Origin of the sequence: Paraburkholderia caledonica NBRC 102488 (assembly GCF_000685095.1) — a bacterium.
Lineage (GTDB): Bacteria > Pseudomonadota > Gammaproteobacteria > Burkholderiales > Burkholderiaceae > Paraburkholderia > Paraburkholderia caledonica.
In genome coordinates this window covers 1-13,158 of sequence record NZ_BAYE01000045.1, presented here as the reverse complement: position 1 = coordinate 13,158, position 13,158 = coordinate 1, and the positions used below count along the sequence as shown (strand labels likewise).

Sequence of the window (13,158 nt, the reverse complement as noted above, 5' to 3'; positions counted from 1 at the left end):
CAATGCGCCCACAGATAACGGACATTCTCCGCCGATCGTGCATATCCCGTCGTCGGCCGAAGCGGGCATTCGATTATGAAGGAAATCGGTTTTTTGCTAACGGTCGCTTTCGAAAAGAACAAACGGTCGAGATACTGAGTGCCATTCATCTTGGAAGACCCTATGTCCGTTCTCACCGAGACACTTCGTCCGGCGGCACGGATTTTTTGAGCGGCAGTTGAGCCGCTTAGCAACGGATCTAACGGGAGCTCGATCGCGCGAGCGGACTGCCCGCGAACGGATCGTTTTTCCAGTCTGCACCTGCAACCGCGCGTGCCTGCAAGGACGATCCGGAAACTACACCTGATGACAGCTCGAAGTGCCCTATGGACTGGCCCGCACTGATCGCCTGCTTCAGCCATTGCGGCATCGCACCTTCGCCACTCCAGCACTCGCCATGCGCGCTGCGGTAACGGCCCGCTGCCGGCTCAGGTGCCAATGTCGCGGCCAGATCGTCCGGGGTGATTCCGAAGGCCTCCATGCGGTGGCGGAGGTAGGCAATCATACTGTCGCGCTTGCGTTCGTCCATAAAACTTGTTTCCTGTCAGGTAGGTATCCAGTACTTCTTTCAACCGCAGGCGGCAACGCGGGTAATGCAGGTTCACTCGTCACGGGTTAGCGCGTCAAACAATTCGCCAGGACCGAGAATCACATCGATTGCCGCCAGGCCAGCGATCTGCGCAACGAAATAAGCCCAGCGATGGCAGAGCGTGCCACCGCGAACCTTGATGCGCCGCCCTGGCTTCGCCACTGCCGGGGCGTCAGGCGGTCCTTCAATGCGAAGCCACGCGTCAAACCTGTCTTCAGACCTGGCCACGAGGTCAACGCAAATCTCAAACCGGCGTACTTCAGCATTCTTTGCATACGGTTCCTTCACATTCGAGTTTCGGCCGCTGCTTTACAGGCGCTGAATCGCACCCACGTAGCTCTTCGTCGCATCCTTCAGTTCTTGCGCCGCAGCCTGCACATGGGTGGGCAACTCGCTAAGGGCAAGTTGGGTCACAACACCCTCCAGCCGCCTGCGCAGCTCTATCGCAAGTTCCATGACAGTCGCGTCGCCGACACGCCGGCGATTGCTCCGCCTGGAACTCACCGGCGAGCAATCCACAAGACGATCTATCTGGCGGAAGTAGGCCTGGGCCGCCAAGCGGTGCCTTGCATGGAGCGAAGCAACATTCGACTTTGACAGGCAATCTTTAACGACATCGACATTCATGTCGAAGTGAATCTGCAGCGCGTCGGAGGCATCCGCCCGGTGAAAACACGCCACCTGGTCGAACAGCGTCTCGCCATCCCCATCGATCAGATCGATCCAGACCTCACCGTCTTCGGGTGCCTGTCCCGAAGGATGAATCACCCGTTCGTCTCCATTGGCAGCGGCGAGCATCCGGTGGCCGTCGACATCATCGACCGTCATTTCAAAAACCTCGACCAGTTCCCCGCTTACTGCGACCTGCATGACCAATAACGCCATCTCTGCTCCTTATGATGCGATTGACGGGAATAGCGTTGTGTCGATCAGGCGACCGGATCCCGTGATCCGGTTGAGTGACGTTCTGATGGGCGCGAACCCGCGCACTCTTGAGGCGCTTCCTGCCGACGTTGTGTGACGGATTTAACGGCAATGATTGACGCGGGTGCAACAGGCATTGTGTGCCGTGAGACGTATCCTGCGCATCCGTCAGCGACGGCTCCCGCGCGCGGCGGCGAGGCGGCGAGGCGGTCGCCAGAATGACACCGCTTCATCCGGAAGCAGGTGATATTGCTGTGTATCATGGCGATCAGGGCGGGCCCTGTACCAGCGCCCGGTCGATCCTCGACGCCGCCCATCCTGCCGCTGCTACGCAGGGGTATCGCCGACTTCACCGCGGCTATCAATTGAGCCACGCGCCCATGTTACGGCGTGCCCCACAGCCTGTGTTTCGCTATCGAAATAGGCGAGCGCATCAAACTTGTAGGAGACCGGCTCAGCACTCCGGACGCCATCTCTGGTGAGCAGCAGGTTGGCGGCAACCCAGCCGTTCGGTAACCGGTGAGCGAATGGGGAGACTAATAACCGTTGTAATGGTGAATATGTTTATTGTTTTACATAAGCGATAACCGACCGCACGACATCCATGCCGTATAAGCGAAATAAATTGAAAATGGGGCGAGACGGATCGCGTCGGAAGACAAATGATGCGCACGTTGAAACATGGCGATCAGATCGGGAGCGCACGCTCCGCAAGGATGCTAGTCAGGCTAACAGGCAAAGGGCCGGTAGACCGGCCCCTGGAATACGTTACTGCGGCGAGATATTCGCGGCTTGCATACCCTTCGGGCCGCGCTTCGTCTCGTAGCTCACCTTCTGGTTCTCTGCGAGCGTCTTGAAGCCCTCGCCCCGAACTTCCGAGAAGTGAGCGAAGAGATCATCGCCGCCAGCGTCAGGAGTAATGAAGCCAAAGCCCTTGCTATCGTTGAACCACTTAACAGTACCGGTATCCATGAGAATTCCCTGAAATAAAAATAACAGCTCCGGTGCGGAGCGACAAAAACTTCAAGGAAGAAGAGAGGACAGCGAGTACCGCACAGATGAGGCGGAAAATGGTGATCAGCAATCGAGCTTCTTGAATATTTCGAGGTTCACAATATAGTGCCGGAGTCAGTCTGTCAATGCTTTTGGTATCAGGCATCTCAGGCATCAGACGGACCGTCGGCGCAAATACGTGCAGACCGCTTCAGGCTCCTGAACGGAAGCGTATCGCAAATTCGGATATCAGTGGTTCGGCGAAGCGGAAGTCGATCCGCTCGATCAGGTCGGCCTGATCGAGGATGATGTCGCCAATGCTTGCCGTTGCCATCCTATACGCACCGGACATTCCGGGCCCGGCAAGAATCACTGAGCCTGGAAATCGACAAGCCGACGCCAATATTCGTCCTGTCGCCCTTCGGGACTTCCTTCCTGCTGCCACAGAACGTAGGCCCGCTCCCGAAGATGCTGGTCGAGAGCGCGATGCCAGTACTCCTCTGCACGCCCATCAGGACATCCCTCTTTCTCCCAGAGCAGATAGGCGCGTTCCCGAACAGCCTGGTCCAAACCCAGTTTCGTTTCTGAATTTTTCTCAAGGTCATCCCCGTAGGGAGCCATCTGACCGCCCCGACCCGTGTGCATCATGGCCGTCAGGGTGCGGAGCTCAGCGTCCGGGACAAGCCGGCTGTGAGCTGCCGCTTCCAGCGCCTTGGCCTGGTATTCGGCGTCGTCGGGGACATTGCCCGACTCGCCCAGCGTAATCGGGTACGTGTGCAGCACGGTGCCGCTACTATCTATGACGTCAACCAGTCGTTCGCTCATGACTGTCTTCCTGTGTTTGTCGTTTGATGAGGGGCCCCATAGCTAACCCCCGGATCTGTTAGCCAGGCAGAGGCCGAAACCGGCCGACGCGATCCGAGCATGCGGACGCGCCAGCTCGCCCTGACGAATCGGCGAGCAGGCCGCTGCCAGGCAAACCCCATGACCAGTTACAACCAGGCCCCGGAGAATGTGCGGCGGGTAGTCTTTTGAGCTTCTCGTGGCAGACGTCAGGGGTCATACGCGCCAGGAAATCGTCGGAAGATATCTTTTGGGCTCCTATGTGTCGTCGCAGACCGTCGTGTTGTCCGGACCCATGCCCGGATGCAGACGCTTCCCGATGACCTGTGTGACTTCAACCAAACCCGGCTTGGTCAGGGTATAGGATAGCGCTGGTCGACGTCGACCTCGCACCTTTTTTGCCGATATGGAGTCGGAAACAAAAGCGGAATCACTCGACTGGCCCGAGTAACACGTCGATTGCCGCTTGACCTGCAATTTCGGCCACCAGGTAGGCCCATCGTTCGGTAAAAGGGCCGTTGCGCAACCTTACGCGGCCTCCCCGCGCGCCGAGCACTTCGAGGTTGGTGCCGCCTTTGATCAGAAAAGTCACGTCAAACGTTTCCTCTGCAGCCGGAGTCAATTCGACGTGAATCTCGAAGCCGCGGTATGTGATCATTCGCTGCATGGAAGCCTCCCCTCTGTCGACGCAGACCTAACATGTGACCCATTTCGGATGGTACTGCCGGTATTTCCGGCGTCGCTGTTCCCGGGTCGTGCGCCAGTCGCCTGGTTACCCTCGATCGCCGCCTGCAAACGGCGTTGTTGCACGCGCAATCCGGACACTCCGGGGCTGCCCGCGGCATTCGTCAGCGAGGAGCGGTTCTTCTGCCAGCAGCAACCTCTTCTGCAGGCGTCGTACCGCGACCAGAACGCATTTTCAGCCCCGCTGCGCTGTTCGCGCCCGAGCAACAGCGCTGAAAATGCATGCCCGGTATGGCAACGGTACCCGAGCGGCAGGTCATCCCCGATGCGCCACACGACGCCGCCACAGTCAGGGCACGTCAAGCCCAACCGATGACCGAGCTGCTCGAGGTCGCCGGGCGATCATCTTCCCGTTAAGGCGATTTTCGTTTCCAGCGCAATCTGCTCGCGTTCGTCCATGCTGACTCCTTTACGCGAATCGTCTGTCAGCGCGCTGACGATGGCTGCGGCGATGCCTTCGAGCGGCACAACCCTGTCCGGTGAAACTGCCCGGAGGGCCGCCTTCGGCATATCCGCGGCGAGGCAGGACGACGGATCCTGGACGATCGTAAAACCACCGCACGCGTCGACAGCCTTCAGTCCCGCTGCGCCATCGTCAAGTTTTCCGGTCAGGATAACGCCGATCGCACGGGAGCCATACTCGACTGCTGCGGAACGGAACAGGGGGTCAGCGGCCGGACGCGCAAATTTTTCCTTGGGGCCGGTCGACAGAACGATCACGCCGTTGCGCATCAGCATGTGCCGGTCGGACGGCGCCACATAGACCGTTGCCTGGGCGATGGGCTGGCCGTCCTGTGCATGCATGACCGGCAGCGGGCAGTCAGCCTGAAGAATTTCGGGTAGCAGGCTGGGCCACGCCCCGATATGCAGGACAACGAGGACGCTTGCGGGAAGCTCGGTCGGCAACGAGGACAGGATTTTTCTGAGTGCTTGCAGACCGCCAAGCGACGCCGCCACCACCACGATCTCTCGCGCATTCGACGTCGTTTTCATGTTTTTTGACCCCTGTGTTCCCGATGAGCATTCCGAGCAAACGCCGCGCCTTTTCTCGTGGCAGCGCTGCCGAATCGGTGAGAAATGGATCACCGTCTGAACTTCCTGTCAGGCAGCTGGGCGCAAACCGGCCGGAAGATGTCGCCAGAAGCTGGCCGGCCTGTACGGCACGGCTGCACGTTCGCCCCCGTCACCGAGCAAGCTTTGTGATCAGCGCGACCGACTGGCGGGGTGGCCAGCCGTGCGGGAGTAGCCGGCCGTCTCGCCCCTACGCGCGGTGCGCCTTCGCAGTACTGGCCGCCGATCCAGAAACCGGCCCGGATGACTGACGGGAAAACCAGCATGCTGCGGGCTTTCGCGACAAGCTCGCGCGAGCCGCTGGCGGCGGTTGGCCGGAGTCTGCGTCCGGTTGGCGTTCTATTGGTTATCCAGGTCTTCGCCTGTCTCTGCCACAGCCGCGTTACTGCGCGGTTCAAACACCACGTCGCGGGCTTTCGGACGGGCCGTTAATCGACGCCACGGTCCGCGCCCGTTCCCGCAAGCAAGTCGAAGGTCGCAGAATGGCCGTACCGCGAGCGCCGCCCTCGCGATGAGCGGCTTCGCTCGGGCTGGCTGCACGACTAACGCCTCCACCTCCGGTGTGTGTGTGATCCGGATACATTGCGTAGGCGATTGTGGTGTGCGGCTCGCGTGCAGCACCAAAACCACGTGCATCAGCAGGTCGTCTTTGCGATGCCAGCACGACGCAAGCTGTCAGGTTCACCACGTCACCATTTAGTTTGCTTTTCGATGGCATTGAGCGCATGGTGCAAAGATCCAGATGACCTGACCGCCCGTTTTCGCATCCGGACAGGCATGGGTTCATGACGGTCAGTATCGCTTAAGGAGCGCGCCATCACGACCATCCCCACCATCGAATACAGAGGGTACGAGCTACGTGCGTACTCTCACCAGGTATTCCCGCTGCACCGTGACCCGTATGCAAAAGGTCCGCGCCAGTTCTCATCCGTCGTGCGAATCGACACCACTCCCTCCAGCGAGGTCAAGGCCCGGCGCTATGCAACGTTGTTCGATGGGGTAAGTCCCGCCACCGTGGGCGCCGCCATCGACGTCGCGATGCAATACGGCACAGACATCATCGATGGCAAGGACAAGGCGACCGAACTATGACATACCGAACGAATGCGAGTCAGCCCGCAACTGAGGGGAGCGGGTCATGCAATATCCGCTTTATGTGCACCGTGATGGACCTGCCGGCTTTCGTTCAAGTTTTCCGGATCTTCCCCGAGCAGTTGCGCGTGGCCATTTGTTCGATGAACTGAAACGCAACGCACAGGAGGTTGTCGAACTGATGTATGACCGCAGCGAGCAACTCATACCCGCTCTCACCTGCAGTACATCGGAATTGCAACCGCTCGACATGGACTATGAGCAAGGAATCTGGATCTTCATGGAGATCAATCTTGCGCCGGTTACCTCGGAAGCCGTGAGCGTTCAGTTCAGTCTGCCTGAGAGGCTGCTGCAGAGAGTAGATGCTGCAACAACAGAGCCACACTCGACGCGCTCTACGTTCTTTACGCTGCCTGCTGTACACGAACTTGGAAACCGGGGCGAACGGCAATTGTCCTAGATGCTGGTTTTTTCCCGCGGTATTCGCGGACCGCTTAACGTCCCGCGCCACGAGCGCGTCGGTATTTGAGACCCGGTCTTACGATGTGGCGCGTCGTCCCGCTATCGGGGGCGACGCCAACTGCCTTTTGGCGAACCAGTTTTTCCACAGCAGGAGTGCATCATGATTGATGACCAGGTAAATGCCGAAGAACTGGCAGAAAGCAGGAAGCAGAGAGAAGCCGCAGCGAATGCGACGGATGATGGCATGCCGGTGGCCCCCGAAGATCAAAAGCGGGTCGTCGACGGGACTCAGTACCGACGGCCGAAGCAATGGGTCAGGCACGCAAGGAAATTGCTGGGTGCTGGAAGCGGCTTTATGCGACCCTGAACGTGGAAGAATCGGCGAAGCGCCGGTTTTTTTCCGGTAGCGCGTGCATCGTCCCGGTAGAAGAATCATAAAGGGGCTCTGATGTCAGGTCTGCTGGCGCAGATATGACAAGAACGGGTGCGGTTCCATACCGCCATCCAGGCGAGGCCGAATGGATTTCGACGTGAAGCCACGCGGGTGAAGCCATCGATGGCTCGTGTGACAAGGTCGGGGCCCTCACACCCTGTACCATAGCGCGTAGACGTGTAGCCCGGCCGACACAGCGCTGTTCGGTGACACCGAATCACCGTTGCAATGCTCCTGATGCCGCGCTACCGATGCGAAATAGACCTGACGCAACTTGAACGGATGATTCCCTTACGCACGGAAACCCCGTATGGTGAGCTGAAGGAAGCACGGCAGGTGGCGCAAGAGGCCGACGGAATACGAAAGGGCTGCACTGCTCGAATCAGGCGGACTCTGGAATGAAATACAAGGACTACTACGCGGTTCTAGGAGTGCCACGCACCGCAACGCAGGACGAGGTCCGGCGCGCCTATCGCAAGCTCGCGCGCAAATATCATCCGGACGTCAGCCAGCAGGCCGATGGGGAGGACCGTTTCAAGGAACTGGGCGAGGCCTATCAGGTCCTCAAGGACACGGAGAAACGCGCAGCCTATGACCGTTTGGGCCGCGAGTGGCACAACGGCCAGGATTTTCAGCCGCCGCCCGACTGGGACGAGGGCTTCGAATTCAGCGGCGCAGGCAACGGGCCCAGCGTCCATGCGGATTTCAGTGAATTCTTTGAAGCGATGTTCGGCGGTGCGCACACAGGCGGACGTTCGCGGCAAACGGAAAGACATGGCGCGGCACCCGATCGCGGCGCCGCGACCGCGGACGATCTCGAGGATGCCTATCGTGGCGCGCGACGTCCGATCCCCGGACAGGATCATCACGCCAGAGTCGTGATCGATCTGGTGGACGCCTATTACGGCGCGCAGCGTTCCGTTTCGCTGCAAATGCCGGTCCTCGATGCACACGGTCAGGTCATCCTGCAACTGCGTACGCTGAACGTTACCATTCCCAGGGGCGTGCGGGCAGGGCAGCACCTGCGCCTTGCCGGTCAGGGCGGCGCCGGCCTGGGACACGGACCGGCCGGTGACCTGTATCTGGAAATCTCCTTTCGCGAGGATCCGCGTTTTCGTGTCGACGGACGCGATGTTTCGCTCGATCTACCGGTGGCGCCCTGGGAGGCCGCGCTCGGTGCCCAGGTCACCGTTGCTACTCCTGATGGCTCGGTGGAGCTGACCGTGCCAGCTGGATCGGCCAGCGGCCGGCGACTGCGGCTAAAGGGCAAGGGGATTCCGGGGAAGACGCCGGGCGACCTGTACGTCATATTGACGATCGTGCTGCCGCCGGCCGACAGTGACAGCGCGCGGGCGGCCTACGAAACGATGCGGCACGCCTTCCACTTCGATCCGCGCGCGCATTTTACGGGTGGTCGACCATGAAAGAATCGGTGACGCTCTTTGTGAAAGGTGAGATTGTCGAGGAAGACGTCGAGTTCACGCTCGTCGAATTGTGCCGGGCAAGCGGCGCGTCGGAAGAACAACTGACGTTATGGATCGCAGAAGGCGCAGTCGAGCCGCAAGGCACCACGCCGCGCGAATGGCGCTTCAGCGGTGCCGCACTGCGCCGCGTGCGAACCGCCCGGCGGCTCGCACAGGATCTGGAGATCAACGCACCGGGCATTGCGCTCGCCCTCGACCTGCTCGATGAAATCAACGCATTGCGGGCGCGTTCCAGGCGCTCGTCCGGTCGTTGAGCGAATTTTTCACGTCCTCATCGACTCGATGGCGCGCTAGATGCGTGGCCCAGGCACGACCTTGCGGGACTGCAAGGAGGAGACAAGGATGGCACACATTCGCCCGGCACTTCCGCATGATCCGGTGGAGGTAAGTCTAAGCCCCGCGGACGACCGGGTTCGCCTGAATCACTGGCTACCGCCGCAGGCAGGCGTTGTGCCCAGAATCCGGATCGGTCAGCGCTGGGTCAACGTGCTGTGGACGCTGCCGATTGCTTTCGTATTGCTGGTTGTCGGCGTAGCCATCGCGCAAGCACTCCGGCAAGTCCCGGCGGTGCAGGAATTCCTCGTGCGCTACCCGGGCATCCCGCCATCCGCGGTGGCGGTCGTCACGGGATTCCCGGCGTGGCTGAGGCTGCAGCATTTCCTGAACCTGTTTTTCATGGCGTTCATCATTCGCGCGGGACTTCAGATTCTCGCCGACCACCCGCGGCTGTACTGGAAACGCGACTGCACGCCCGGCACGGAATGGTTTCGCTTCCAGGAGGCGGTGCCCGCCGGCCGCGTGTGGACCGCCAAGGACGATTCGGTCACGCTCCCCGGGTGGCTCGGCATTCCTGGAATCCGTCACTCCATCGGCCTTGCGCGATGGTGGCATTTTTCGATCACGCTGCTGTGGATGATCAACGGCATCGTCTTTTACGCGCTGCTGTTCACGACAGGCCAGTGGCTGCGGCTGGTGCCAACGACATGGAAAGTGATTCCCAACGCGGCCTCGACCGCCCTGCAGTATCTGTCGCTCACGTTCCCCGCCGATCACAGCTGGCTGCGCTACAACAGCCTGCAACAAATTACCTATTTCATTACCGTGTTCATCGCGGCGCCCACCTCCATCCTGACCGGCTTCATGCAGAGCCCGGCGATTTCCAACCGGCTCGGCTGGGTCGGCCGGGCGTTGAACCGGCAGCGCGCGCGCTCGATTCATTTCGTCGCGCTGTGCTGGTTCCTGTTCTACATCCTAGCGCACGTGACGCTGGTGTTCATCACCGGAGCCCGGGTGAACCTGAACATGATGTTCGCGGGCGTGAACGGCGACTCCTGGAGCGGCGTGCTGGTCTTCGTCCCGGCCATGGCCCTCGTGGCCGTCACCTGGTGGCTGGCGTCGCCGTTCACGCTTCGTCATGCGCGTCTTGTTCAGCGGATCGGAGCATTCCTGGCCCGGCCATTCAATAGCGTGACGCAGTGGTGGGACCCGACGAGCCAGCTCACCGAACAGGACATCTCGCCGTACTTCTGGCCCAACGGGACGATGCCGGCATCGTCCGGGTTCGATCAGCTCGTGAAAGATGGCTTTGCGCATTACCGGCTGAGAATCGATGGGCTGGTCGAAAAGCCGGCAGAGCTCACATACGCCGAGCTGAAAGCGATGCCGAAGCAGGAACAGATCACCACGCATTTCTGCATTCAGGGATGGTCCGGCGTCGCCAGGTGGGGCGGCGTTCCGATGCGTCATCTCCTCGATCTGGTGAAACCGATGGCCGACGCCCGCTTCGCGGTGTTCTATTCACTGGCCGATGGTGGCGATGGCGGACGCTACTACGACGTCCACAGCATCGCCAACATGCGGCACGAATTGACGATGCTCGCCTATGAGATGAACGGCGCGCCGCTCAGCGTGCTGCATGGCGCGCCGTTGCGGCTGCGATGCGAGAACGAACTCGGCTTCAAGATGGTCAAGTGGGTTGCGGCCATCGAGTTCGTGCACGATTTCGCCGATCTCGGCGCGGGACAAGGCGGCTACAACGAGGATCACGAATTCTACGGCTACCGCGTACCGATCTGAGTCACTTCTCAGATGAAAACGAACATCGCGATCACCACGGCGGCCATCACCGCGGTTGAAAGCCATCCCAGCATCCGCAGCGGCACGGGCGTCACGAAGGTGCCCATGACCTTCGGGTTCGACGCCATCAGCATCATCAGTATCATGATCGGCACCGATGTGACGCCATTGATGACGGCGCTCCAGAACAGCGCCCTGATCGGGTCGATCGACGTGAAATCGAGCGCAAGGCCCACGACCGTCGCGAGCACGATAACCGCGTAGAACCGTTTCGCCAGCTGCGGTTCGAGCGCGAGGCTGTTTTTCCACCGGAAAGTGCCGGCCATCGCATAGGCGGCCGAGCCGGCCAGCACGGGCAGCGCGAGCAGCCCCGTGCCGATGATGCCGAGGCTGAAGAGCAGGAACGCGAACTGGCCGGCGATCGGTTTCAGCGCGGAGGCGGCCTGCGCCGAAGTCTGGATGTCGTTGATGTGATGGGCATGCAGTGTGACCGCGGTGGTGAGAATGATGAAAAACGCAATGAGATTGGAGAACGCCATCCCGATCGACGTATCCAGGCGGATTCGGCTCAGGTTTGCCGGACCCTGTGACGGCATTTTAGTCAACGCCTGCTGTCCTTTCTTGGCATGCAGTTCCTCGACCTCCTGCGACGCCTGCCAGAAGAACAGGTACGGGCTGATCGTGGTGCCGAACACGGCGACCACCGTCGTGATGTAGCCGGCGCTCCACGAGCCGTGCGGAAGTACCGTCCGCAGCGCCACAGTCGCCCACGGGATCTGGACCGCGAAAACGACGCCGACGTACGCGAACAGTGTCAGGGTGAGCCACTTGAGCACGCGAACATACCCGCGGTACGGCACGAACACCTGCAACGCCAGCGAAAACAAACCCAGTCCGACCGTGTAAGCGCGCGTGGGGCCGCCGACGAGCAGATTGACGGCCGCACCCATGGCCGTCAGGTCGGCTGCAAGGTTGATCGTGTTCGCCACCAGCAGGAGGATGACGGTGCCGTACAGCAGCCATCGCGGGTAATGGCGCCGAAGATTCGTCGCGAGACCATGACCGCTTACCCGCCCAATTCTTGCGCTCACTACCTGAATGGCGACCATCAGCGGATACGTCAGCAGGACGGTCCAGAGCATGTTGAAGCCGAATTGCGCACCCGCCTGCGAATAGGTGGCGATACCGCTCGGATCGTCGTCCGCCGCGCCGGTTATGAGTCCTGGTCCGAGCTTCGCAAACCACGAGTCGGCCTGACTATCGGCTTGGATATCGATGTTTGCAGACGCGACCGTGTCGTGTTCCATAAACGCCCGGAGTCGTGCGGCATCTGTTTATTGTAGTAGCGAATCAGCTATTTATGCGGCGCACCTGCAAATGAGGAATATCTATCCGACGCTGACATGCGCTGGCAACCGGGGAATCCCGGCTGGAGAAAGGCGCCACGATTCTCCTGTTGGGGCCGCCTGGCGCCGCCAAGAGTCATCTGGGATCGGCCATCGGACACGCGCTGATCGACGCTGGCTGCTGGGTGCTGTTCGCGCGCACCAGCCGATAGCGAGATGCCGCGGACTTCATCCCGAAGATGGGGCGTGCTCTTTCGCGAGTCGGCGCGACCGAACCCCTCATTTGAAGGTTTTATCAGGCGGAACCGTTGCTACTACACTGACAAGAGCGCCGCTGTCCCGAAGTCGAATCCAGCGGCGCCCCGTGACATTGCGAGATCACTGACGCTTCGAAGCCTCCTTCTTCAGCTTCTTCATGTCCTTCTTCTCCTTGGGCGTTCTGGTGGCGACTTTCTTTTCCGTCTTCTTGGCGTCATGGGCTTTGCTCATGATGGCCTCCTTTTATCTAGTGTTTGACAGTGTACGACGCGACGCCCCTCCGGGAGACATGGGTCGATCCAAAAACACGTCGAGGCCCTCGCAATTAGCGTCGCGTGCCCACCCGTAAGCTTGCCCCCAAAAACGTATCCCTTGCTGAACAGGTATCTCACGCAACTTGTACGATTCCTCGCGCGCAGCAGCTCGCTGATGGTTGATGAGATTGGTAGGTGTCGATCGGCTCGAACGCCGGCAATCTGTTCTTCCAGCTCGTCAATGCGTGTCACGAGAAGTGCGCCATCGCCCTGACTTCCGACCGCAGCTTCGGTGAATGGGGCGAGGTATTTGGTGACGCGTGTTTGCCGCCCGGCGGCGAGCACGGCCCAGAAGGGTGCCCAGCATAGCGAGCGCATCGTTTACATAAAAGGAACTCGGCGACAAATGTAGACGTGCTGATGGCCCCGCACAGGGAGGTCCACAATGGCATCATGTTTCGCGAAGATGGACGGTAACGGCGTTGATCGGCTCCATCCGAGGCCGCCCCTCGTTGAGCGACTGGGACGGCCGCTTTCGAACGGCGCATTC

General features: G+C 60.4%; 15 protein-coding genes and 3 pseudogenes. 8 read left to right on the top strand and 10 right to left on the bottom strand.

The annotated features are described in order from the left end of the window. Positions 1-238 precede the first annotated feature (238 nt). From BCA01S_RS33815 to BCA01S_RS39720, 9 genes and pseudogenes are all read right to left on the bottom strand, one after another. Positions 239-568: an H-NS family nucleoid-associated regulatory protein gene (locus tag BCA01S_RS33815; protein WP_027780631.1), complete on the bottom strand. Its 330-nt coding sequence runs from the start codon at positions 566-568 to the stop codon at positions 239-241. A gap of 72 nt (positions 569-640) precedes the next feature. After that, on the bottom strand, positions 641-916 hold the full coding sequence (locus BCA01S_RS33810; RefSeq protein ID WP_027780630.1) for a hypothetical protein: 276 nt from the start codon (positions 914-916) through the stop codon (positions 641-643). Positions 917-937: 21 nt separating this feature from the next. Then, positions 938-1,513, bottom strand: a complete 576-nt coding sequence (locus BCA01S_RS33805) for a hypothetical protein (protein WP_027780629.1) — start codon at positions 1,511-1,513, stop codon at positions 938-940. An 807-nt stretch (positions 1,514-2,320) separates the two neighbouring features. Then, positions 2,321-2,524: a cold-shock protein gene (locus BCA01S_RS33800; protein WP_027780628.1), complete on the bottom strand. Its 204-nt coding sequence runs from the start codon at positions 2,522-2,524 to the stop codon at positions 2,321-2,323. Between the two features lie 232 nt (positions 2,525-2,756). Then, complete coding sequence (locus BCA01S_RS39430) at positions 2,757-2,879, bottom strand: hypothetical protein (protein WP_255218498.1); 123 nt, start codon at positions 2,877-2,879, stop codon at positions 2,757-2,759. A 35-nt stretch (positions 2,880-2,914) separates the two neighbouring features. Then, a complete protein-coding gene (locus BCA01S_RS33790) occupies positions 2,915-3,370 on the bottom strand; it encodes a DUF2934 domain-containing protein (RefSeq protein WP_027780627.1) in 456 nt (151 codons plus the stop codon). Positions 3,371-3,818: 448 nt separating this feature from the next. Beyond that, a complete protein-coding gene (locus BCA01S_RS33785) occupies positions 3,819-4,055 on the bottom strand; it encodes a hypothetical protein (RefSeq protein WP_027780626.1) in 237 nt (78 codons plus the stop codon). A gap of 419 nt (positions 4,056-4,474) precedes the next feature. Then, complete coding sequence (locus tag BCA01S_RS36285; protein ID WP_052369606.1) at positions 4,475-5,125, bottom strand: chemotaxis protein CheB; 651 nt, start codon at positions 5,123-5,125, stop codon at positions 4,475-4,477. 240 nt (positions 5,126-5,365) lie between these two features. Next, positions 5,366-5,505, bottom strand: a pseudogene (locus BCA01S_RS39720) (BPSL1445 family SYLF domain-containing lipoprotein); the annotation flags it as partial. Positions 5,506-6,136: 631 nt separating this feature from the next. On the opposite strand from BCA01S_RS39720, the gene BCA01S_RS39595 reads away from it, so the two are divergent. From BCA01S_RS39595 to BCA01S_RS33745, 6 genes are all read left to right on the top strand, one after another. Next, complete coding sequence (locus tag BCA01S_RS39595; protein ID WP_341807766.1) at positions 6,137-6,295, top strand: hypothetical protein; 159 nt, start codon at positions 6,137-6,139, stop codon at positions 6,293-6,295. 46 nt (positions 6,296-6,341) lie between these two features. Further along, the gene (locus BCA01S_RS33770) at positions 6,342-6,755 is read left to right on the top strand and encodes a type II toxin-antitoxin system HicB family antitoxin (RefSeq protein WP_027780624.1); all 414 of its coding nucleotides are present in this window, start codon (positions 6,342-6,344) and stop codon (positions 6,753-6,755) included. Positions 6,756-6,917: 162 nt separating this feature from the next. Further along, positions 6,918-7,124, top strand: a complete 207-nt coding sequence (locus BCA01S_RS36280) for a hypothetical protein (RefSeq protein WP_156955193.1) — start codon at positions 6,918-6,920, stop codon at positions 7,122-7,124. Positions 7,125-7,588: 464 nt separating this feature from the next. Beyond that, positions 7,589-8,614, top strand: coding sequence for a DnaJ C-terminal domain-containing protein (locus tag BCA01S_RS33755; protein WP_027780623.1), 1,026 nt, complete (start codon positions 7,589-7,591; stop codon positions 8,612-8,614). Continuing rightward, entirely contained in the window at positions 8,611-8,928 is a 318-nt protein-coding gene (locus BCA01S_RS33750; RefSeq protein WP_027780622.1) for a chaperone modulator CbpM, read from the top strand. The genes BCA01S_RS33755 and BCA01S_RS33750 overlap by 4 nt, the downstream gene beginning before the upstream one ends. A gap of 88 nt (positions 8,929-9,016) precedes the next feature. Further along, positions 9,017-10,750: a molybdopterin-dependent oxidoreductase gene (locus tag BCA01S_RS33745; RefSeq protein ID WP_027780621.1), complete on the top strand. Its 1,734-nt coding sequence runs from the start codon at positions 9,017-9,019 to the stop codon at positions 10,748-10,750. Between the two features lie 8 nt (positions 10,751-10,758). Here the strand turns inward: BCA01S_RS33745 and BCA01S_RS33740 are convergent, their stop codons facing one another. Next, positions 10,759-12,057 carry an NRAMP family divalent metal transporter gene (locus BCA01S_RS33740; RefSeq protein WP_042320441.1) on the bottom strand — a complete coding sequence of 433 codons (1,299 nt, stop codon included), beginning with the start codon at positions 12,055-12,057 and terminating at the stop codon, positions 10,759-10,761. 98 nt (positions 12,058-12,155) lie between these two features. Between BCA01S_RS33740 and BCA01S_RS37735 the strand changes: the two are divergent. Then, positions 12,156-12,302: pseudogene (locus BCA01S_RS37735) on the top strand (IS21-like element helper ATPase IstB); the annotation flags it as partial. Positions 12,303-12,741: 439 nt separating this feature from the next. Beyond that, positions 12,742-12,929 (top strand): annotated as a pseudogene (locus tag BCA01S_RS37730) (ATP-binding protein); the annotation flags it as partial. Positions 12,930-13,158: the final 229 nt, after the last annotated feature.

Bases quoted from the DNA above. Each gene is read 5' to 3' on its own strand.
- BCA01S_RS33770 (WP_027780624.1), top strand. From the start codon at position 6,342: ATGCAATATCCGCTTTATGTGCACCGTGATGGACCTGCCGGCTTTCGT.
- BCA01S_RS33755 (WP_027780623.1), top strand. From the start codon at position 7,589: ATGAAATACAAGGACTACTACGCGGTTCTAGGAGTGCCACGCACCGCA.
- BCA01S_RS39430 (WP_255218498.1), bottom strand. From the start codon at position 2,879: ATGGCAACGGCAAGCATTGGCGACATCATCCTCGATCAGGCCGACCTG.
- BCA01S_RS33740 (WP_042320441.1), bottom strand. From the start codon at position 12,057: ATGGAACACGACACGGTCGCGTCTGCAAACATCGATATCCAAGCCGAT.
- BCA01S_RS33805 (WP_027780629.1), bottom strand. From the start codon at position 1,513: ATGGCGTTATTGGTCATGCAGGTCGCAGTAAGCGGGGAACTGGTCGAG.
- BCA01S_RS33785 (WP_027780626.1), bottom strand. From the start codon at position 4,055: ATGCAGCGAATGATCACATACCGCGGCTTCGAGATTCACGTCGAATTG.
- BCA01S_RS36280 (WP_156955193.1), top strand. From the start codon at position 6,918: ATGATTGATGACCAGGTAAATGCCGAAGAACTGGCAGAAAGCAGGAAG.
- BCA01S_RS36285 (WP_052369606.1), bottom strand. From the start codon at position 5,125: ATGAAAACGACGTCGAATGCGCGAGAGATCGTGGTGGTGGCGGCGTCG.
- BCA01S_RS33815 (WP_027780631.1), bottom strand. From the start codon at position 568: ATGGACGAACGCAAGCGCGACAGTATGATTGCCTACCTCCGCCACCGC.
- BCA01S_RS33750 (WP_027780622.1), top strand. From the start codon at position 8,611: ATGAAAGAATCGGTGACGCTCTTTGTGAAAGGTGAGATTGTCGAGGAA.
- BCA01S_RS33790 (WP_027780627.1), bottom strand. From the start codon at position 3,370: ATGAGCGAACGACTGGTTGACGTCATAGATAGTAGCGGCACCGTGCTG.
- BCA01S_RS33800 (WP_027780628.1), bottom strand. From the start codon at position 2,524: ATGGATACCGGTACTGTTAAGTGGTTCAACGATAGCAAGGGCTTTGGC.
- BCA01S_RS33745 (WP_027780621.1), top strand. From the start codon at position 9,017: ATGGCACACATTCGCCCGGCACTTCCGCATGATCCGGTGGAGGTAAGT.